This window comes from Pseudonocardia abyssalis (assembly GCF_019263705.2).
Taxonomy (GTDB): Bacteria; Actinomycetota; Actinomycetes; order Mycobacteriales; family Pseudonocardiaceae; genus Pseudonocardia; species Pseudonocardia abyssalis.
This window is the reverse complement of record NZ_JADQDK010000001.1, coordinates 3,526,063-3,546,729: the sequence shown is the minus strand read 5'-3', so window position 1 is coordinate 3,546,729 and position 20,667 is coordinate 3,526,063. Positions and strand designations below refer to the sequence as shown.

Genomic DNA, 20,667 nt, shown 5'->3' with positions numbered 1-20,667 from the left:
CGGTCGCCCGTGCGGGCCGGTCGGTCTGCGCCGGGCTCCAGATCAGCGCGCCCGTGCCCGGTGCGGTCGGCGGGACCGGGAGGTCGTCGGCGCCGCGCTCCGCGGGGGCCAGTGACAGTTCGGACCCGTCGTGGAGGGCGAGGGTGGCCGGACGCGGCGGGTCCGGGACGGGCCGTGCGGTGGTGGGTGCCGACGGCTCGGGCGCCGAGATGGTGGGGGCCGCGGTACCGGTCGGGCCGGTGGGCTCGACGGGCGGAGGCGCGCCGGTGAGCGGCACGGGTCCGGTGGTGGGTGATTCCGACATGCCGACCGTCGGGGCACCAGCGCTCGGCCGCTCGGTCGGGGCCGGGGATCCGGATGGCGGCGAGGTGCCGGGTGGCGGTGCCGTGCCGGGTGGCGGTGCCGTGCCGGGTGGCGGGGTCCCGGGAGCCGGGGCGATCTCCACCGACGCCACGACGGGGGGGTCGGTGGCCGGCGCCTCCGGGGCGGCGAACTCCTCCGGCGCGGGCGGGACGTCCGGGGCCGGGACGGGCGGGACCACGACGGGCAGGTCGGGGGTGGACAGGAGGCCGGGGGCGTCGATGCCGGCGGCGGGACGGGTGGCGCCGAGGTAGTCGTCGCCGTCGTAGCGCACGTAGGCGAGCCGGACGGGCCTGCCGAAGGTCGGGGCGTTCACCATCCGTCCGTCGCCCAGGTAGAGCCCGACGTGGTGCACGCGCTCCGGCACGCCGTAGAAGACCAGGTCGCCGGGTTCGAGCGGGGCGTCGTCAGGCACGTGCGGCCCGGCGTAGTACTGCGTGTGCGCGGTGCGGGGGAGGTCGATCCCGGCGGCGGAGTACGCGGCGGTGGTGAGCCCGGAGCAGTCGAAGCCGGCGTCGCCGCGCTGCGGCCCGTCGCCGCCCCACACGTACGGCAGGCCGCGCTGGGCGAGGGCGAACCCGATCGCGCGGGCGGCCGCGGTGCCCGGCCGGGCCGTCGTGGTCACCAGGGGGGCCGGGATGGGGGCCGCGGCCGGAACCGCGGGGACCACCACCGGTGCGCCCGCCAGCCGGAAGGCGACCGGGTTGATCCGGATCGACGCGACGTCCGCGGGCCGCGCAACACGCGGGACCGGTAGGGCGTCGACCGGCGGGGTGGCGACGGGGACCACGATCGCCGACGCCGCCGTCCCGCCGACCACGGCGGCGCCGATCGCGCACCCCGCCGCGAGGCGGCGAAGGACGTGCGACCCGGTGACCATCCCCATGATCGTGCCCCGCGGGCGGGGCGATGACCAGAGGTGACCGTCTAGTCGTCGGCCCCGTCGTCGTCGCGGGCCAGGAACGTGGAGAGGCGCTCGACGGCGTCCTCGAAGGCGGGGTTGAGGTCGACGAACGCCTGGAGGCGGTCGGCCAGCCACTCGATGCTGACCGACTCGCCCTCCCGGCGCTGCGCGAGCTCCTCGATGCCGCGGTCGGTGGAGTACACGGCTACAGGTCCCGGTACGCCTCGTCGATGATGGCGTTCTGCTCGACCTCGTGGACCTTCGACGATCCCGCGGCGGGCGCGGCCATCCGGCGACGCGAGACGCGCCTGATGCCGACGAGCCGTGGCAGCTTCTCCGGCAGCACGAGCCCGAGGAACGGCCACGCGCCCTGGTTGGCCGGCTCCTCCTGCACCCAGCGCACGTCCTCGGCGTTGGGGTAGCGGTCGAGCACGGCGGCGAGCTGCCGGTCGGGAACGGGGTAGAGCTGCTCGATGCGCACCAGCGCCACACCGTCGACGCCCCGCTTCTCGCGCTGCGCCGCCAGCTCCCAGTAGATCTTGCCGGTGCACAGCAGCACGCGCCGGACGTCGCCCGCGACGCCGTCGTTCTCCCGGTAGCGGGGGTCGTCGATGACGGAGCGGAACCGGCCGCCGGTGAAGTCGGAGACCGGGCTGACGACCGCGCGGTTGCGCAGCATCGACTTCGGCGTGAAGCAGATCAGCGGGCGCTGCATGCCGTCCATGGCGTGGCGGCGCAGCAGGTGGAAGTAGTTGGCGGGCTCAGACGGCACGGCGACCGTCATCGAGCCCTCCGCGCACAGCGTGAGGAAGCGCTCGATGCGCCCGGAGGAGTGGTCGGGGCCCTGGCCCTCCAGGCCGTGCGGCAGCAGCAGCGCGACGTCGGAGGTCTGGCCCCACTTCGCCTCACCGGAGGAGATGAACTCGTCGATGATCGACTGCGCGCCGTTGACGAAGTCGCCGAACTGCGCCTCCCAGGCCACGAACGCGGCCGGGTTGGCCACCGAGTAGCCGTACTCGAACCCGACGGCCGCGAACTCCGAGAGCGCCGAGTCATACGGCAGGAAGCGCTCCTGGTCCTTGGACAGGTTGCGGAGCGGGTAGTACTCCTCGCCGGTCTTGCGGTCGATCACCACGGAGTGCCGCTGCACGAACGTGCCGCGCCGGGTGTCCTGGCCGGACAGCCGCACGAGCTTGCCGTCCATCACCAGCGCGCCCATGGCGATCAGCTCGGCGAAGGCCCAGTCGATGTCGCCCTCGCGCGACATCTTGAGCCGCTTCTCCAGCACCGGCCGGACGCGCTGGTGCACGGAGAAGCCCTCGGGCAGCTCGACGTGCGCATCGCCGATGCGGTGCAGCACCTCCAGCGGGATCGAGGTGTCGAGGTCGGTGGGGATGGACTGCTCCTCCTCCACCGACGGCGACGCGACGGCCGGGGTCTTCTCCAGCTCGCGGACCTCGTTGAACACGTGCTCGAGCTGGTTGGAGAAGTCCTTGAGCGCGTGCTCGGCCTCCTCCATGGAGATGTCGCCGCGGCCGATCAGCGACTCGGTGTAGATCTTGCGGACGCTGCGCTTGGCGTCGATCACGTCGTACATCGCGGGCTGCGTCATCGACGGGTCGTCGCCCTCGTTGTGGCCGCGGCGGCGGTAGCAGATCATGTCGATGACGACGTCGTTGTGCCAGCGCTCGCGGTACTCCACGGCCAGCTTCGCCACCCAGACGCACGCCTCGGGGTCGTCGCCGTTCACGTGGAAGACCGGCGCGTCGATCATCTTCGCCACGTCGGTGCAGTACTGCGAGGACCGCGAGTGCTCCGGGGCGGTGGTGAACCCGACCTGGTTGTTGACGACGACGTGCACGGTGCCGCCGGTGCGGTAGCCACGCAGCTTCGCGAGGTTGAGCGTCTCGGCGACCACGCCCTGACCGGCGAACGCCGCGTCGCCGTGCATCATCAGCGGCAGGACGGTGAAGCCGCCCTCGCCCTTGTCGAGCACGTCCTGCTTCGCGCGGACCAGGCCCTCCAGGACCGGGTCGACGGCCTCGAGGTGGGACGGGTTGGACGCCAGCGACACCACGGTCTCGCCGTCGCCGAACATCCGGAAGTACTTGCCCTCGGCACCCAGGTGGTACTTCACGTCGCCGGAGCCGTGGGCCTGGCCGGGGTCGAGGTTGCCCTCGAACTCGCGGAAGATCTGGCTGATCGGCTTGCCGACGATGTTGGCGAGCACGTTGAGCCGGCCGCGGTGCGGCATGCCGACGACGACCTCGTCGAGCTCGTGCTCGGCGGCCTTGTCGAGCACGGCGTCGAGCAGCGGGATGACGGTCTCGCCGCCCTCCAGGGAGAACCGCTTCTGCCCGACGTACTTGGTCTGCAGGAACGTCTCGAACGCCTCGGCCGCGTTGAGCTTCGAGAGGATGTACTTCTGCTCGGCGGCGTGCGGCTTCTGGTGCGGCACCTCGATCCGCTCCTGCAACCAGGTGCGCTGCTCGGGGTCGGCGATGTGCATGTACTCGGTGCCGACGGTGCGGCAGTAGGAGTCGCGCAGCAGGCCCAGCACGTCGCGCAGCTTCATCCGCTCCTTGCCGCCGAACCCGCCGCAGGCGAACTCGCGGTCGAGGTCCCAGAGCGTGAGGCCGTGGCTCAGGACGTCGAGGTCGGGGTGGCGGCGCTGGCGGTAGTTCAGCGGGTCGGTGTCGGCCATCAGGTGGCCGCGGGTGCGGTAGGCGTCGATCAGCTCGATGACGCGCGCGGTCTTGTCGACGGCGTCGTCGGGCAGGTCCTGCACCCAGCGGACGGGCTCGTAGGGCACCCGCAGTGCACGGAAGATGTCGTCGTAGAAGCCCTCGCCGCCGAGCAGCAGGGCGTGGATGCGGCGCAGGAAGTCGCCGGACTCGGCGCCCTGGATGATCCGGTGGTCGTACGTCGACGTCAGCGTGATGATCTTGCTGATGCCGATCTGGGCGAGCCGCTCGTCGCTGGCGCCCTGGAACTCCGCCGGGTACTCCATCGCGCCGACGCCGACGATCGTGCCCTGGCCCTGCATCAGCCGCGGCACCGAGTGGTTGGTGCCCAGCGTGCCGGGGTTGGTCAGGGAGATCGTGGTGCCGGCGAAGTCCTCACCGGTCAGGCCGCCGCTGCGGGCCTTGTGCACGATCGCCTCGTAGGCCGACCAGAACTGGGCGAAGTTCATCGCCTCGCAGCCCTTGATCGACACGACGACGAGCGAGCGCTGGCCGCCCTTGCCGGGCAGGTCGATCGCGAGGCCGAGGTTGACGTGCTCGGGCTGCACCACGGTGGGCTTGCCGTCGGTCTCGACGAAGTGCCGGTTCATCGTCGGGAAGTCGGCGAGTGCCTTGACCACCGCGAAGCCGATCAGGTGCGTGAAGCTGATCTTGCCGCCGCGCGTGCGCTTGAGCTGGTTGTTGATGACGACCCGGTTGTCGGCGAGCAGCTTCGCCGGCACCGCGCGCACGCTCGTGGCCGTGGGGACGGCGAGCGAGGCGTTCATGTTCTTGACGACGGCGTTGGCGGCGCCGCGGATCGGGATCGTCTCGCCCTCGCCGTCGATCGGGGCGGCGGGCTTCGCGGCCTGCGACGAGGTACCCGCGGCCGGCTTGGTCGCGGCGGCCTTCGGCTCCGGCTTCTGCTCCGCGGCCTTCGCGGCGGGCTTCTTCTCCGCGGCGGCCTGCTCGGCGGCCTTCGGTGCGGAGTCGTTCGCGGCGGTGGGCGTCATCGCGGCGCGGTCGGCCGTGCGGCGTTCCTCGGTGGGCTCTGCGGGCTCCGCGGTGGGCGTCGGGGCCGGGCCGGGGGGCGTCGACGGCGGGGCGACCGCGCCGTTGGTGGGTGTGCCGTCCCCGGGACGGTAGTCGGCGAAGAACTCGTGCCATGCCGGGTCGACCGTGGCGGGGTCGTCGAGGAAGCGCTGGTACATCTCCTCGACCAGCCATTCGTTGGGGCCGAAATCGCTGGCTGGGTTCGAGGTACTGCTGCTGGACACGCTGAGGACCGCCTTGATCGGATCGCGTCTTCGCCGGGACTTCGTGCCAGGTTAGTCCCCGCCGTGAAGCCGGGGTATCGCGGCGGACGGACGTCGGTCACACGTCACCCGCTGCGATGATCGACGCGAACCCGATCCGACGCGAGGAGTCGCCGATGTCCCGCCCGCCGCTGCCCCCGTTCGACGCCGAGAGTGCTGCGAGGAAGGTCCAGGCCGCCGAGGACGCCTGGAACACCCGCGACCCGGAGAACGTCGCCGCCGCGTACAGCGAGGACTCGGTCTGGCGCAACCGCGACCGGTTCGTCACCGGCCGCGCGGAGATCGCCGACTTCCTGCGCGGGAAGTGGGACCGCGAGCTCGACTACGCCCTGCGCAAGGACCTCTGGGCCTTCGACGGCAACAGGATCGCGGTGCGCTTCCAGTACGAGTGCCGCGACGCGGACGGGCAGTGGTGGCGCTCCTACGGCAACGAACTGTGGGAGTTCGACGACGAGGGCTACATGCGCCGTCGCGAGGCCAGCATCAACGACGTGGCGATCGAGGAGTCGGAGCGACGCATCCACGGTCGTCGCCCCGACGACGAGCGCGGTGGAGCGGAGCAGCCCGTGCGGTAGGTCGTGCCCGGAATCGGTGGCCGGGGCGAGGATCTCCGCGCACGGCCCGTCAGTGGACGGGGTGCTCGCCCAGCTCGCCGACCACGGCGGTGTGCACGGCCGTCTCGCCGATGAGGGTGTCGACGGGGAGCTCGCAGCGGGAGTCGACGCGGGTGGTGTCGCGCTCGCCGGCGAACTGGCCGTCGGCGATGTCGATCATCAGCTCGGTGCGGGTGCGTCCGGCGTCGTGGACGAGCACGACGCACTCGCGGCCGTCGTAGGCGGCGGTGTGGTCCTCCACGGTGACGCCGGGCAGGCCGGTGAGCGCCCGGTACAGCGGGGCGCGGAGCTCGGCGGGCACCAGGCAGGTGCGCAGGGCGTCGACCGCGCCGCTGAACGGGGCGGCCCAGCGGCCGGGGTGGTCGGACTCCAGCCGCTCCAGCAGCGCGGCCGGGTCGCGGGGCAGGCGCTCGAGGAACTGCGGCGTCGGGACCTGCCAGCTGCCGCGGCGGCGCTCGGCGGGCTCGACGCAGCGGCCCTCGCGTTCGCGGTGGAACTCGCCGAACGGCGCCCGGAACAGCCCGACCGGTGCGACGTCGTGCAGCTCGAACCCGTCCTTCTTCGCCTCGTCCAGCGAGCCGGTGAGCCAGCGCTGGCGCCCGGTCAGGGAGCGGTCGAGCAGCCAGTCGCGCTCGGGCCGGGCCGGGATCCAGGTGCGCAGGCGGTGCTCGGTCAGGTGCTGGTGCCCGCCGAAGCTGCCCAGCCACCACGCGTCCGTCGCGACGAAGCGGTACTGGTCCGGCTCGATCGGATCGTCGGACGTGGCGATGACGAGGTCGAGCAACGCACGCTCCCGCGGGTCGGTGACGAGGGCCGGTACACCACAGAGTGTGATCCGGTCACCCGACGTCACTGACACGGCCCCCCTGTCACCTACTGCAGCCACTCCTTCACCTGCGACAACACCTTCTGCGGGTCCGAGCTGATCGGGTTGACGTGCAGGTGCGTCACGCCGGCCTCACGCAGGGCGGCGATGCGCTCCTTGACGAACGAGGGCGGTCCGACGAGTGAGGTGTGGTTGAGGAACTCCTCGGGCAGCGACGCCGCGGCCTCCTCCTTCTTGCCGTCGAGGTAGAGGTCCTGCACGACCTTCGCCTCGTCGACGTAGCCCTGCCGCTGGAAGACGGTGTTGTAGAAGTTCTTGCCGCGCGCCCCCATCCCACCGAGGTAGAGCGCGCTCATGTGCCGGTGGATCTGCCGGGCGCCGTCCATCATGTCGTCCTCGATCGCGAGGATGCCGCCGCCGGTGATCTGCAGCGGGCCGAGCTCGGGCGCGCGCTTGGCGGTGCCCGCGTCGAGGGCGGCGCCGAACGTCTCGCGCATCCGCTCCGGGAGCACGACGTGCGGGAGCCAGCCCTGCGCGATCTCCGCCGTCAGCTCGACGTTCTTGTCGCCCAGCGCGGCGATCCAGATCGGGATGTCGGCGCGCTTCGGGTGGTTGATCAGCTTGAGCGGCTTGCCCAGTCCCGTGCCCTGGCCCTCGGGCAGCGGGATCGTGTAGAGCCCCTGGTGCTGGACCTTCTCGCGACGCCACACCTGCCGGCAGATCTCGACGATCTCGCGGGTACGGGCCAGCGGCTTGTCGTAGGGCACGCCGTGGAAGCCCTCGATGACCTGCGGGCCGGACGCGCCGAGCCCGAGGATCGCGCGCCCGTTGGACAGCGCGTCCAGACCGGCCGCCGTCATCGCGGTGAGGGTCGGCGTGCGGCTGTAGATCGGCAGGATCCCGGCGCCGATCTGGATGCGCTCGGTGCGCGCCGCGAGGTAGCCCATCAGGGAGACGGCGTCGAAGCTGTAGGCCTCGGCGACCCAGACGACGTCGAGCCCCGCCTTCTCCAGACCGACCACCGCCTCGGCGTTGTTGATCGGGTCGTCGCCGTACTGGAGTTGAGTCGACAGCAGCATGTGGCGATGTTACCGACGGGTCAACTCACGACCACGGTGACACGGGTCGCACGGTGCGCACCTCGTCGACCGTCACGTCGACGTGCTCGGTGAAGAACGAGACGAGGTCGGTCAGGGCCTCCGCGTCACGCAGCGGGCGGGGGTAGGTCCACGCGAGGTCGTCGGCGGACCGGCCGGGCAGCGTCACCGACAGGTAGCTCGCGACGCCCTTGTACGCGCACGCGGTGACGGTGTCGCTCGGCCGCAGCCGCGTCGTGTCGACGTCGGCGGGTGGCAGGTACCAGCGCACGGGGAGGCCGGTCTCGGTCACCAGCGTCGGCCGGTCGCTCTCGGCCAGCACGTGCCCGTCGAGCTCGATGCGGACGCGGCGGCCGCTGCGCCGGGCGTCGACGCGGTGGAAGGGGTCCCGGGGGTGCGAGACGACCGGCTCCTCCTCCTCGAGCCAGTCCAGTGCCGCGAAGTCGACGATCACGTACCCGGCGAGGTCGGGGTCGGTGGGCCGGAACGCCGCCCCGATCCGCTCGCTGCCCCCGATGCGCAGGGTGAGGGGTTCGCCGTCCGCGGAGTGCACGCCGAACCCGGTGGCGGGGGTGAGCACGGCGACCCCGTCGGGTCCGAGCGGCTGCGGGCCGGGCCCGTACCGCGGTCCGGCGTCCGGGTCGGCGGGGAGCAGGTCGGCGAGGAGGTCGGACTCGGGCACCGCGTACTGGGGCACGACCCGTCCCGGCTCCCAGACGAGCAGCGCCGCGGTGGTGTCGACGGCGGGGGCGCCGGCGGCGAGACCTCGCAGCCGCACCGGGGTGGGCTCGATGCGCAGCGTGTCGAGCACCGTCGAGAAGTGGTCCGCCAGTCGGGTCGCCATGGATCGAGCGTCCTCCGTTCCGCAATGTTCAAGAAGTCTTGCGCAATGAACATTGCGCAAGATATGTTGCGTGACATGACCGAGGACGCGCGCAGCTACATCACCGACCCGAAGGCGCTGCGGGCGCTGTCGCACCCGACGCGCTGGACGATCATCGAGCTGCTCGGGGCGGAGCGGACGGCCACCGCCACGCGGTGCGCGGAGTACAGCGGCGAGAGCGTCGCGAGCTGCTCCTACCACCTGGGGATGCTGGCCAAGTACGGGTTCGTGGAGCCCGCGGAGGGCGGCGACGGCCGGGAGAAGCCGTGGCGGCTGACCCGCCGCGACCAGAGCTGGCGGGCCGCGGACCTCGAACCCGACGCGGCGATGGCGGCGGAGACGCTCAGCGAGGTGTTCCTCGACCACGAGGTGGGCCAGATCAAGGACTGGGTGCGTCGCGCGTCGCGGGAGTCGGCGCAGTGGCAGGAGGCGGCCGGGATGTCCGGCCGCGCCCTGTACTGCACGCCCGACGAGCTCGTCGCCCTGCAGGCCGGCTTCGACGAGCTGGTCGCCGCGTACCGCGCCCGAGACGACGACCCGGCCGCGCGCCCCGACGGCGCCCGGCTGGTGCGGCTGCTGCTCAGCGGCCGCCTGGTCCGCGCCCGATCCGACGACCGGCAGGAGACACCGTGAACCCGCACCACCTGTACGGCCACCTGCGGCACGACGAGCTGCTCGCCGAGGCGGCGCAGCTCCGGCCGGCCCGCTCGTTCCGGCGGCGGCGGGCCCTGCGCCTCTACGCACGGCTCTGGTGGGCGAGCCGCCCCCGAGTCGAGACCTGGCCGCGCGCACTGCTCGAACCCTGATCCCGCTCGCGGGTAGGGTCGCCGCCCGTGGGGTTTCGGGTGGTTCCTGCCGCGTACGTGCTGCTGATCGACGCCGACGCGCGCGTGCTGCTGCAGTTGCGCGAGGGCACCGGCTACCGCGACGGGTTCTGGGCGGCCGCCGCCGCGGGCCACGTCGAGGCGGGGGAGACCGTGCACGCCGCCGCCTGCCGGGAGGCGGCGGAGGAGGTCGGGGTGACCGTCGACGAGGCCGATCTCGTCCCGCTCACCACGATGCACCGCACCCACGGCAACGGCCGCGGGATCGACGAGCGCGTCGACTTCTTCTTCACCTGCCGCCGCTGGAGCGGTGAGCCCCGGACGATGGAGCCCGACAAGAGCGCGGGGTTGCGCTGGTACGCCCTCGACGCGCTGCCCGACCCGGTCGTGCCGCACGAGAAGCACGTGCTCGACGGGCTGGCCGCCGGCGACCTCCCGGTGATCACGGCGTTCGGGTTCCGGTAGGGGCCGGTGCGGCTGTGGGGCGGCCGTCGACCCGTTCGGCGGCATCGGCGGAGCGGCCCCGCACGCGGCCGACGACCTCGGTCTGCACGTCCCACGGGGTCGGGGAGTCCTCGACGCCGACGGTCTCGGTGACGGTGGCCGCGATCCGCGGCAGCGTCTCGCCGACCGAAGGCGGCCGACCTGATCCGTCACGACCTCTACGATGGCCGCCATGTCGACGACGTTCGGCCGCATCGGACGAGCGTTCCTGATCGCGGCGGCCGTCTCCGGGACGGCCGCCTTCGTGGCACTGCTCCTGCTCGGCGCCGGCGTCACGGCGATGGTGCTCGGGATCATCACGCTCGTCACGGGGATCCAGGGCGTGGTGTGGACGCTGATCCAGGCCCGGATGTTCGGCCGCCCGTCCGTGCTGGCCGAGGTGGCGGCGCACGGACGGCCGACGGGGGCCGTGATCACGCGGGTGCGGACGACGTCGAGCAGCATCGGCGCCCACCCCGTCATGAAGCTGACCGTGACGACCGACGGCACCGCCCGCGAGCACTGCGTGCTGGTGCCGATCCACTACGTCGTGTCGATCCGGCCCGGCCTCACACTGCCGGTCCGCATCGACCGCGAGCACCCGCGGGTGTTGGTCGTCGAGTGGGACCTGGTGCCCTGATCAGACGACCTGGCGCTCCTTGCCCTCCCAGTACGGCTTGCGCAGGTCCTTCTTGAGGATCTTGCCGGTGGGGTTGCGCGGGAGTTCGTCGAGCACGTCGACGGACTTGGGGCACTTGAACGACGCCAGATGCTCGCGGCACCAGGCCAGCAGCGCCGCTTCGTCGATCTCCGCACCCGGCGCTGCCACGACGATCGCCTTGGGCGTCTCGCCCCAGCGCTCGTCGGGGACGCCGATCACCGCGACGTCGCCGACGCTCGGGTGCTCGGCCAGCACCCGCTCGATCTCGGCGGGGTAGATGTTCTCCCCGCCGCTGATGATCATGTCCTTGATCCGGTCGGTGACGTAGACGTAGCCGTCGGCGTCGACGTGCCCGCCGTCGCCGGAGCGCAGCCAGCCGTCCTCGGTGATCGCGGCGGCGGTGGCGTCGGGCTTGCCCCAGTACCCGCCCATCACCTGCGCCGAGCGGACCCAGATCTCGCCGGGCTCCCCGGTCGGCACGGCGTCGCCGGTGGCGGGGTCGCGGATCTCGATCTCGACGCCGTGGATCGGCGTGCCCGCGGAGATCAGGCGGTGCTCGGAGGCCGGGTCGGAGTGGTCCGCCGGGCCCAGCGAGCTGACGACGCCGCACTCCTCGGTCATGCCGTAGACCTGGTGCATGACGTTCGGGAAGAGCTTCAGGCAGCCGCGCATGACGGGCAGCGGCATCGGCGATGCGCCGTAGGACAGCGCCTTCACCGACGAGTAGTCGCGGTCGGCGGCGCCGGGTACCTGCAGCATCGCGCCCATCAGCGCGGGCACGTAGAAGGTGTGGGTGATCCGTTCGCGCTCCAGCATCTCCAGCGCGGCGGCCGGGTCGGGCAGCCGCATCATGTGGATGTGCGCGCCCGCGGTGATCGCGAGCAGCGCGTAGCTCGTGCCGCCGACGTGGAACAGCGGCATCGCGACCTGCACGCGCGAGTCGCCGTCGACCGCGAAGTCGGCCATCACGTTCGTCGAGTGGGCGGCCATCCCGCTGTGGGTCAGCATCGCGCCCTTGGGGAAGCCGGTGGTGCCCGAGGTGTAGAGCTGCACGAAGCAGTCGCCGGGCTCCGACGGGTGCACCTCGGGGTCGGGATCGCGCGTGGCGATCCAGGCCTCGTACTCGTCGCCGTCCCCGCCGACGTGGATCACCTGCTCCACCGCGGGCAGCTTGTCGCGGACCTGCGCGACCGCACCCGCGAACTCCGGGCCGACGAACAGGATCCGGGCCTTCGAGTCGTTGACGACGTACACGATCTCCGGCGGGGCGAGCCGGAAGTTGACCACCGCGTTGGCCGTGCCGACCTGCGCGCAGGCGAGCGTCAGCTCGAGGCACGAGGGGTGGTTGAGGTCGAGGACGGCGACGCGGTCGCCGGGCCGCAGGCCGGCCGCGCGCTGGGCCGCGGCGTTCTGCCGGATCCGCCGGGCGAACTCCGCCCAGGTGCGCGTCGTGCCGTCGTAGGTGATGGCGGGCGCATCGGGGCGCACGGTCTCCCAGTGGCCCACGATCGCGGTGAAGTCGGCGGCCCCGGTCGAGAGATCGAGCGTCGTCATGCGGTCCTCCCTGTGGCCCGCGGCACACCCGCGAGCGTGCGGGAGCCTACTGATTCGGACATCGGGGGAGAAGCGTCCGCCGCGCGGGTGGGTGCGGCAGGATCGTGGCCGTGACTTCTCTGCGGGGGGACGACGGCAGCGGGCGGATCACCGTGCACGGGCTGACGAAGCGCTTCGGCCCGGTGAGCGCCGTCGAGGACCTGAGTTTCGCGGTGGAGCGCGGCACCGTCACCGGCTTCCTGGGCCCCAACGGTTCCGGCAAGACCACGACGCTGCGGATGCTGCTCGGCCTCGTCACGCCGACCGCGGGGGAGGCGCGGGTCAACGGGCTGCGCTTCGGGGAGCTGCCCTACCCGGCGCGGGTCGTCGGGGCGGTGCTGGAGGCGCAGGGATTCCACCCGGCGCGCAGCGCGCGGGCGCACCTCGCGGCGTGCGCGGCGGCGATCCGGGTGCCGGACGTCGCGGTCGGGCACGTGCTGACGGCCGTCGGCCTCGACACGGCGGCGACCCGGCCGGTCGGCGGGTTCTCCCTGGGCATGAAGCAGCGGCTCGCGCTGGCCACCGCACTGCTCGGCGACCCGCAGGTGCTCGTCCTCGACGAACCGGCCAACGGCCTCGACCCGGAGGGCATCGCCTGGCTGCGCGCGTTCGTCCGCGGGTTCGCGGCGCAGGGGCGCACCGTGCTGGTGTCGAGCCACGTGCTCGCCGAGGTGGAGCAGACCGTCGACCACGTCGTCGTGATCAGCCGGGGGCGGTGCGTGCACCAGGGCCCGCTCGCCCGGCTGCGCGGCCGCCCGCGGGTGCTGGTCGCCTGCCCGGACCCCGGCCGGTTGGCCGAGGCGCTGACGAAGGCGGGGCTCGGCGAGATCGAGTCGCGGCGCGACGGCCGGCTCGCCGTCACCGGGGCCGACCCCGCGCGCGTCGGGGACGTCGCGCTGGCCGCGGGCGTCGCGGTGCACGGCCTGGAGGCCGAGCGCGTCGATCTCGAGCAGCTCTACTTCGGCCTGACGGCGGGTGCCCGGTGATCGCGTCGCTGCTCCGCTCGGAGTTCCGCAAGACGACGTCCACGCGGCTGTGGTGGGGCCTGCTGGTCCCGATCGCCGCGCTGGCGCTGCTGGTCAACCTGTTCGGCGGGGTGTTCACCCTCGCGCTGGGCGCGGGCCCCGACGCCGAGGACCGGCTCCCGCTGCTGCTCGCCTCGCTGGCCTACTCCCTCGCGCTGACGGCCACGTTCTCCGGCGTGCACGGGGCGATCGCGACGGCGGGGGAGTTCCGGCACCGGACGATCACCACGACCTACCTCACCGCACCCGGCCGCGGGGCCGTGCTCGCCGCGAAGATGCTGGTGGCGGCCGGGGTCGGCGTCGTCTACGCGGCGACGACGGCGGTGGTGGGCGTCGTCGGCGGGCTGATCGGGCAGGAGAGCACGCAGTTCCCCGAGGCGGGCGCGCTGCTCGGCGTCGTCGGGATCGGGGCGGCGGTGTGCGCGCTGTGGGGGGCCTTCGGCGCGGCGCTGGGCACCGTGCTGACCAACCAGGTCACCGTGCTCGTGCTGCTGCTGGTCTACGTCCTGCTCGGGGAACCCCTGCTGTCGCTGCTGCTCACCGCGAACGACTCACCCGCGGTGGCCGGGATCAGCGCGTACCTGCCGGTCAACGCGGGAGAGGTGGCGCTCTACGACGTGCCGGCGCGGGTGCTCGTCGGCCCCGCCGACGGCGCCGACCTGCTCGGGCTCGCGGCCGGGGTGTCCGGGCCGCCGCCGTGGTGGGGCGGGCTGCTGATCCTCGGCGGGTGGACGGCGGTGGCGGGGGTGCTGGGCGGGTGGCTCGGTGCACGGCGGGACGTGACCTGACGGCGGGGCGCGAGCCGGGGCCGGGACGTAGCGTGGTCGGGTGCCCGAGAACGCTCCCCCCACCGGCTGGATCCGCCGGCTCACCGGCGCCTGCATGCGCCACCGCGGCGTCGCGATCGGCGCGCTCGTCGCGTCCGCCCTCGGCGTCAGCCTGGAGGCGGTCGGGCCGCTCCTGACGCGCGTCGCCGTCGACGACGCCGTGGCCGGGTCCACGGCCGTGCTCGGCACCGTGGTCGTGGCGATCGGTGCGCTCGCGCTCGTGCGGTTCGCGGCGTCGTTCCTGCGCCGGTTCCTCGCCGGGCGCCTCGCGCTCGACGTGCAGCACGACCTGCGCCGCCAGGTGTTCGCCGCGGTCCAGCGCCTCGACGGGCAGCGCCAGGACGCGATGCGCACCGGGCAGGTCGTGTCGCGCTCCATCACCGACCTGCAGCTCGTGCAGTCGCTGCTGTCGATGGTGCCGCTCGCGCTGGGCTCGGTGGTGCTCGTCGTCGCGTCGATGGCGGCGATGCTGTGGCTCTCGCCGCTGCTCACGCTCGTCGCGGTGGTCCTGCTGCCGGTCGCCGGGTTCGTCACCGCGCGGGCGCGGGCGTCGCTGTTCCCCGCGACGTGGTCGGCGCAGCAGCGCGCGGCCGACGTCGCGCAGCAGGTGGAGGAGACCGTCACCGGCGTCCGCGTGGTGAAGGGGTTCGGGCAGGAGGCCCGCGAGGTCGGGGCGCTGGAGGGTCGCGCCCGCACGCTCTACGCCGAGCGGCTGCGCGCCGCCCGCCTCACCGCGCGGCTCAACCCCACGCTGCTCGCGCTGCCCACGCTCGGCCAGGTCGGCGTCATCGGGCTCGGCGGGTACCTCGCGCTGACCGGCTCGATCACGCTGGGCACCTTCCTCGCGTTCACCACCTACGTGGCCGGGCTCGTCGGCCCCGCGCGGCTGCTCGGGTCGCTCGTCGTGAGCGCGCAGCTCGCGCGGGCGGGCGTCGAGCGGGTGTACGACCTGGTCGACTCGCAGCCCGACGTCACCGACCCGCCCGTTCCCGCGACGCTGCCGGACGGGCCGTTGTCGGTGGAGCTCGACGGCGTGCGGTTCGGCTACTCCCGCAGGGAACCCGTCCTCGACGGGGTCTCGCTGACCGTCGCGCCGGGGGAGACGCTCGCGCTCGTCGGCACCGCGGGCTCCGGCAAGTCGACGGTGGCGCTGCTGCTCCCGCGCTTCTACGACCCGCAGGAGGGGTCGCTGCGGCTCGGCGGCGTGCCGCTGCCCGACCTGCGGCTCGCCGACCTGCGCCGCGAGCTCGGCGTGGTGTTCGAGGAGGCGTTCCTGTTCTCCGACACCGTGCGCGCCAACATCGCCTACGGCTGCCCGGACGCCTCCGACGAGGAGGTCCGCGCGGCGGCGGACGCGGCGCAGGTCCACGAGTTCGTCGAACGCCTGCCCGACGGCTACGCCACGATGGTCGGCGAGCGCGGGCTCACCCTGTCCGGCGGGCAGCGCCAGCGGATCGCGCTCGCCAGGGCCGTGCTCACCGACCCGCGCGTCCTCGTGCTCGACGACGCCACCTCGGCCGTCGACAGCGCCACCGAGGCCGCCATCCACGACACCCTGCGCACGCTGACGGCCGGGCGCACGACCCTGCTCGTCGCGCACCGCCGCTCCACCCTCGCCCTCGCCGACCGCATCGCCGTGCTCGACGCGGGCAAGGTCGTCGACGTCGGCACCGAGGCCGAGCTGACGGCCCGCTGCCCGCTGTTCCGCGAGCTGCTCGCCGTCGACGACGCCCCGGCGCCGGTCTCGGCGTCGACCGGGCCGGGCGGGACCACGCCGGAGCTGTGGCCCGCGCCCGAGACCGTCCCCGGGTCGGACGCGGCGCTGCGGGCCGCGGTCGCCGCCTCGGGGGTCCCGACCGGGCGGCCGTCGGGGGTCGGGGGGCCGTCGGCGATGGCCGGGGCGATGCCCGTCACCGCGGCGCTGGCCGCGGCCGTCGCCGCGCTCCCGCCCGCCACCGAGAAGCCGCGCCTTGGCGACGAGGAACCCACCGCGCCCGACCCCGGCTTCCGGCTGGGCAAGCTGCTGCGGCCGGTGCGCTGGCTGATCGTGGCGACGATCGGGCTCGTCTCGGTCGACGCCCTCACCACGCTCGCGTTCCCGACCGTCGCGCGCCTGGCGGTCGACGGCGGGATCACCGCGGGCTCCACCGCGACGCTGTGGACCGCCACCCTGCTCGGCGTCGGGGTGGTGGCGGTGGGCTGGCTCGTCGTCGCGCTGCAGACCGTCACCACCGCGCGGGCCGGGGAGAGCCTGCTCTACCTGCTGCGGGTGCGCAGCTACGCGCACCTGCAGCGGCTCGGGCTCGACTTCTACGAGCGTGAGGTCTCCGGGCGGATCATGACGCGGATGACCACCGACGTCGACGCGCTGTCGGTGTTCCTGCAGACCGGGCTCGCGCAGGCCGTGGTCAGCCTGCTCACCGTCGTCGGGGTGGCCGTGGCCCTGCTGCTCACCGACGCCGCGCTCGCCGTCGTCGCGCTGGCGGTGCTGCCGGTGCTCGTCGTCGCGACGGTGATCTTCCGGCGGCTGTCGTCGCGGGCGTACGCGGAGGCGCGGGAGAAGGTCGGCGCGGTCAACGCCGACATGCAGGAGAACGTCTCGGGGGTGCGGATCGCGCAGGCCTACGTCCGGGAGGAGCGCAGTGCCGCCGCCTTCTCCGACCGCAGCGAGGCCTACCGCCGCACCCGGATGCGGGCCCAGCGCTACATCGCGACCTACTTCCCGTTCGTCGCGCTGCTCTCGGACGTCTCGCAGGTCGCGGTACTCGGCGTCGGGGCCGCGCGGGTGGCGGGCGGCGACCTCACCCCGGGCGTGCTCACCGCGTTCCTGCTCTACCTGGGCCTGTTCTTCGCCCCGGTGCAGCAGCTCTCGCAGGTGTTCGACGCCTACCAGCAGGCGCGCGTCGGACTGACCCGGATCTCCGACCTGCTGCGCACCCCGACCTCGGAGGCCCCCGCCGTCGACCCGGTCCCGGTGCCCGCCCGGCTGCGCGGCGACGTGGAGCTGCGCGACCTCTGCTTCGCCTACCCCGGCGCTCCCGCCCCTGCCCTGGACCACGTGTCGCTGCGCGTCGCGCCCGGGGAGACGGTCGCGCTCGTCGGCGCGACGGGGGCGGGGAAGTCGACGATGGTGAAGCTGCTGGCCCGGTTCTACGAGGCCGGGTCGGGCGCGGTGCTGGTCGACGGCGTCGACGTGCGGCGCTTCGCCCTCGCCGACTACCGGCACCGGCTCGGGATCGTGCCGCAGGAGCCGCACCTGTTCACCGGCGACGTCGCCGCGAACATCGCCTACGGCCGCCCGTCGGCGACGCCTGCGGAGATCGAGGCGGCGGCGCGCGCGGTCGGGGCGCTGGACCTGGTGCGCACCCTGTCCGGCGGCTTCCGGCACCCGGTCGGGGAGCGCGGCCAGGGACTCTCCGCCGGGCAGCGACAGCTCATCGCGCTGGCCCGGGCCGAGCTGGTCGACCCCGACCTGCTCCTGTTCGACGAGGCCACCGCCGCCCTCGACCCCGCCACCGAGGCCGCCGTGCTCGCCGCGGGGGACCGGGTGGTGTCCCGGCGCACCGCGTTCGTGGTGGCCCACCGCCTCGCCACCGCGGCCCGCGCCGACCGGATCGTGGTGCTGGAGGGCGGCCGGATCGTGGAGGAGGGCCCGCACGCCGAGCTGCTCGCGGCGGGCGGCCCCTACGCCCGCCTGTGGCAGGCGGGGGAACTGGAACCCGCCGCCTGACCCCCGCACGTCCCCCGGTTCCCCCGCCCGCGAGCCCCGCCTCCCTTCCCGCGAGTCGCTGCGATTCAGCCCGCGAGTCGCTGGTTCCGCGACCGCGAGTCGCTGGTTCCGCGACCGCGAGTCGCTGGTTCCGCGCCCGCGAGTCGCCGCCCGTCGACCGCCGGTCGCCGCCTGTGGACCGCGGGGTCGCCGGGTCGGGCGGCTGATCGGCCCGGGAGCTGAGGACGGGCCCGTGAGTCGCCCGTGGCCCTGCACGTGCCGGGACGACCCGCAGCCGGGAGGGCCCCGCCATGATCACCGTCTCGGAACCGGTCGCGGTCCCCGGCCCGTCGGTCGTTCCGGAACGGTGATCACCCGGGGAGAACGCTGCGGCCCGAACTCCATGATCGTCGTCTCGGAACGACCATCGGGCCGGGGCCTGCGACCGGTTCCGAGACGGTGATCATGACCTAGGCCCTGCCATCGGGCCGGGGTCGCGCTGCCGGGCAGGGCGGGGGCATCGATCGCGGTCGGAACGCCCTCCACCGGCCCGTGGAGGATCGGCAAACTCGCCGGGCGTCGGCGGCAAACTCGCCGGGCGTCGGCGGCAAACTCGCCGGGTGGCGGCGGCAAACTCGCGGCTTTGCCCGATTTCGGGCAGGGGTTTGGAGTTCTTCCCGCGATCCGGCACCATCTGACGGGTGCCCGGCCCGTACGACGACCTCGTCGACCATCTCGTGCGCAGCTCACCGTTGAGCGCGAGCGAGGCGACGCGGGTGGTGGCTGAGGTCGTGGCCTACTTCTCGGAGCCGGTGCAGGACTACGTCCGCCGCCGGCACACCGAGCTCAGGAACCGCGGCTGGCACAACGACCGGATCTTCGCGGCACTCGGGGCCGAGCTGGCGACGCGGCGGGTGGCCCCGCCCGCGCTGTCGGCCCGGCAACTGCGCCGCCTCGTGTACGGCTAGAGAAGAGGACACGCCCATGTGCGGAATCGTCGGGTACGTCGGCCCGCAGGATGCAGCCCCGATCCTCGTGGAGGGTCTGGGCCGGCTGGAGTACCGCGGCTACGACTCCGCGGGCCTCGCGGTGATGACGAAGGCCGGGCTGAAGGTGCGCAAGGTGAGCGGCCGGGTCGCCGCCCTGGCCGCGGACCTCCCCGCCCGCTTCAAGGGCGCCCCCGGCATCGGGCACACCCGCTGGGCCACCCACGGCGGTCCGACGCCGGAGAACGCGCACCCGCACACCGACGGCAGCGGCCGGATCGCGGTGGTGCACAACGGCATCATCGAGAACGCCGAGGAGCTGCGGGCGAAGCTCACCGCCGACGGTGTGGAGTTCGTCAGCCAGACCGACACCGAGTGCGTCGCGCACCTGATCGCCGCCGCCTTCACCGCGGGCGCCACCGACCTGGAGCAGGCCGTGCGCTGGGCGCTGCGCCAGGTCGTCGGGGCGTACGGCCTCGCCGTCGTCGACGCCGAGCACCCCGACCGGATCGTCGTCGCCCGCAACGGCAGCCCGGTGCTGCTCGGCGTCGGGGAGAAGGAGATGTTCGTGGCGTCGGACGTGGCCGCGCTCGTCGGCTACACCCGCCAGGTCGTCTACCTCGACGACGGCGAGCTGGCCACCCTCACCGCGGGCGGCTACCGCACCTTCACCCTCGACGACACCTCGACGGCCAAGAGCCCGAGCACGATCGACTGGGACGTCGTCGGCGCGGAGATCGGCGACCACGCGCACTTCCTGATCAAGGAGATCGAGGAGCAGCCCGCGACGATCACCCGCGCGCTCGCCGGTCGCCTCGACGAGCGCTTCTCCACCGCGCACCTCGGCGGGCTCAACCTGAGCGTCCGCGAGGCCCGCGAGTTCCGCCGCGTCAAGATCCTCGGCTGCGGCAGCGCCTGCTACGCGGGCGACCTCGGCGCGCAGCTCATCGAGGACCTCGCGCGCCTGCCCGCCACGAGCGAGGCGGCGAGCGAGTTCCGCTACCGCAACCCGGTCGTCGAGCCCGACACGCTCTACGTCGCGGTCAGCCAGTCCGGCGAGACCGTCGACACCCTGGCCGCGGTGCAGGAGCTGCAGCGCAAGGGCGGGCGCGTCATCGGGATCATCAACGTGGTCGGGTCGACGATCGCGCGCCAGGTCGACGGCGGCATCTACCTGCACGCGGGCGCGGAGATGTCGGTGGCGGCGACCAAGTCGTTCACCTCGACGGTCACGGCGTTCGCGCTGCTCGCCCTGCACCTGGGCCGCATCCGGGACCTCTCGCCGACCGACGGCACCCGCATCATCAACGGCCTCGCGGCCCTGCCCGAGCAGATCCGCGAGATCCTCACGCTCTCCGACGAGATCGCCGAGGTGGCGCGGGAGATCGCGCCGAGCCCGAGCATGATGTTCGTCGGCCGCCGCCGCGGCTGGCCGGTGGCCCGCGAGGGCGCGCAGAAGCTCAAGGAGATCTCCTACATCCATGCCGAGGCCTACCCGTCGGCGGAGCTCAAGCACGGTCCGCTCGCGCTGATCAGCCCGGAGATGCCGACGGTCGCGATCGTCCCCGACGACGACCTGCTCGACAAGAACACCTCGACGCTCTCGGAGATCAAGGCCCGCAGCGGCCCGGTCATCGCGCTCGCGCACCGGCAGCTGTCGACGGAGCTGGCCGACCGCACCATCGTGATCCCGCGCAACGAGCCGGAGCTGGACCCGATCCTGCTCTCGATCCCGCTGCAGCTGCTGGCCTACCACGCCGCGGTGGCCCTGGAGCGCGACGTCGACAAGCCGCGCAACCTGGCCAAGAGCGTCACGGTGGAGTAGGCCAGGATCGG

At 73.4% G+C, this 20,667-nt stretch carries 16 protein-coding genes and 1 pseudogene; 10 read left to right on the top strand and 7 right to left on the bottom strand.

The genetic code is table 11. The features are described 5' to 3' along the window. Positions 1–589: 589 nt before the first annotated feature. The 3 genes and pseudogenes from I4I81_RS31750 to I4I81_RS17145 form a co-directional block, all read right to left on the bottom strand. Positions 590–967, bottom strand: a pseudogene (locus I4I81_RS31750) (C40 family peptidase); the annotation flags it as partial. A gap of 320 nt (positions 968–1,287) precedes the next feature. After that, the gene (locus tag I4I81_RS17150; RefSeq protein WP_218605756.1) at positions 1,288–1,467 is read right to left on the bottom strand and encodes a DUF6104 family protein; all 180 of its coding nucleotides are present in this window, start codon (positions 1,465–1,467) and stop codon (positions 1,288–1,290) included. A 2-nt stretch (positions 1,468–1,469) separates the two neighbouring features. After that, entirely contained in the window at positions 1,470–5,198 is a 3,729-nt protein-coding gene (locus I4I81_RS17145; RefSeq protein WP_225925724.1) for a multifunctional oxoglutarate decarboxylase/oxoglutarate dehydrogenase thiamine pyrophosphate-binding subunit/dihydrolipoyllysine-residue succinyltransferase subunit, read from the bottom strand. 221 nt (positions 5,199–5,419) lie between these two features. Here I4I81_RS17145 and I4I81_RS17140 point away from each other — a divergent pair, with 221 nt between their 5' ends. Further along, positions 5,420–5,878 (top strand): nuclear transport factor 2 family protein, encoded by a 459-nt coding sequence (locus I4I81_RS17140; protein WP_218604650.1) that lies wholly within the window; start codon positions 5,420–5,422, stop codon positions 5,876–5,878. A 49-nt stretch (positions 5,879–5,927) separates the two neighbouring features. On the opposite strand, the gene I4I81_RS17135 is transcribed toward I4I81_RS17140, so the two are convergent. From I4I81_RS17135 to I4I81_RS17125, 3 genes are all read right to left on the bottom strand, one after another. Next, complete coding sequence (locus I4I81_RS17135) at positions 5,928–6,701, bottom strand: hypothetical protein (RefSeq protein WP_218604649.1); 774 nt, start codon at positions 6,699–6,701, stop codon at positions 5,928–5,930. A gap of 89 nt (positions 6,702–6,790) precedes the next feature. Continuing rightward, positions 6,791–7,822 carry an LLM class F420-dependent oxidoreductase gene (locus I4I81_RS17130; protein ID WP_218604648.1) on the bottom strand — a complete coding sequence of 344 codons (1,032 nt, stop codon included), beginning with the start codon at positions 7,820–7,822 and terminating at the stop codon, positions 6,791–6,793. Positions 7,823–7,847: 25 nt separating this feature from the next. After that, positions 7,848–8,684: a DUF427 domain-containing protein gene (locus I4I81_RS17125; RefSeq protein WP_218604647.1), complete on the bottom strand. Its 837-nt coding sequence runs from the start codon at positions 8,682–8,684 to the stop codon at positions 7,848–7,850. 75 nt (positions 8,685–8,759) lie between these two features. Between I4I81_RS17125 and I4I81_RS17120 the strand changes: the two genes are divergently transcribed. The 4 genes from I4I81_RS17120 (at position 8,760) to I4I81_RS17105 (ending at position 10,670) form a co-directional block, all read left to right on the top strand. After that, positions 8,760–9,356: a winged helix-turn-helix domain-containing protein gene (locus tag I4I81_RS17120; RefSeq protein WP_218604646.1), complete on the top strand. Its 597-nt coding sequence runs from the start codon at positions 8,760–8,762 to the stop codon at positions 9,354–9,356. Beyond that, positions 9,353–9,529 carry a hypothetical protein gene (locus I4I81_RS17115; protein WP_218604645.1) on the top strand — a complete coding sequence of 59 codons (177 nt, stop codon included), beginning with the start codon at positions 9,353–9,355 and terminating at the stop codon, positions 9,527–9,529. The genes I4I81_RS17120 and I4I81_RS17115 overlap by 4 nt, the downstream gene beginning before the upstream one ends. 27 nt (positions 9,530–9,556) lie before the next feature. After that, positions 9,557–10,012 carry an NUDIX domain-containing protein gene (locus I4I81_RS17110; RefSeq protein WP_218604644.1) on the top strand — a complete coding sequence of 152 codons (456 nt, stop codon included), beginning with the start codon at positions 9,557–9,559 and terminating at the stop codon, positions 10,010–10,012. 211 nt (positions 10,013–10,223) lie between these two features. Next, complete coding sequence (locus tag I4I81_RS17105) at positions 10,224–10,670, top strand: hypothetical protein (RefSeq protein ID WP_218604643.1); 447 nt, start codon at positions 10,224–10,226, stop codon at positions 10,668–10,670. Here I4I81_RS17105 and I4I81_RS17100 read toward each other — a convergent pair whose 3' ends face one another. Next, a complete protein-coding gene (locus tag I4I81_RS17100; RefSeq protein ID WP_218604642.1) occupies positions 10,671–12,245 on the bottom strand; it encodes a long-chain-fatty-acid--CoA ligase in 1,575 nt (524 codons plus the stop codon). 110 nt (positions 12,246–12,355) lie between these two features. On the opposite strand from I4I81_RS17100, the gene I4I81_RS17095 reads away from it, so the two are divergent. The 5 genes from I4I81_RS17095 to glmS all read left to right on the top strand — a co-directional run bounded on the left by I4I81_RS17095 (position 12,356) and on the right by glmS (position 20,656). Beyond that, the gene (locus tag I4I81_RS17095; protein WP_226363419.1) at positions 12,356–13,270 is read left to right on the top strand and encodes an ATP-binding cassette domain-containing protein; all 915 of its coding nucleotides are present in this window, start codon (positions 12,356–12,358) and stop codon (positions 13,268–13,270) included. Continuing rightward, positions 13,267–14,097, top strand: a complete 831-nt coding sequence (locus I4I81_RS17090; protein ID WP_218616167.1) for an ABC transporter permease — start codon at positions 13,267–13,269, stop codon at positions 14,095–14,097. The genes I4I81_RS17095 and I4I81_RS17090 overlap by 4 nt, the downstream gene beginning before the upstream one ends. Before the next feature lie 94 nt (positions 14,098–14,191). Beyond that, positions 14,192–17,866 carry an ABC transporter ATP-binding protein gene (locus tag I4I81_RS17085; RefSeq protein ID WP_218616586.1) on the top strand — a complete coding sequence of 1,225 codons (3,675 nt, stop codon included), beginning with the start codon at positions 14,192–14,194 and terminating at the stop codon, positions 17,864–17,866. 680 nt (positions 17,867–18,546) lie between these two features. Beyond that, positions 18,547–18,813 carry a hypothetical protein gene (locus I4I81_RS17080; RefSeq protein ID WP_218604317.1) on the top strand — a complete coding sequence of 89 codons (267 nt, stop codon included), beginning with the start codon at positions 18,547–18,549 and terminating at the stop codon, positions 18,811–18,813. A gap of 16 nt (positions 18,814–18,829) precedes the next feature. Continuing rightward, positions 18,830–20,656: a glutamine--fructose-6-phosphate transaminase (isomerizing) gene (gene glmS, locus I4I81_RS17075; protein ID WP_218604316.1), complete on the top strand. Its 1,827-nt coding sequence runs from the start codon at positions 18,830–18,832 to the stop codon at positions 20,654–20,656. Positions 20,657–20,667 lie beyond the last annotated feature (11 nt).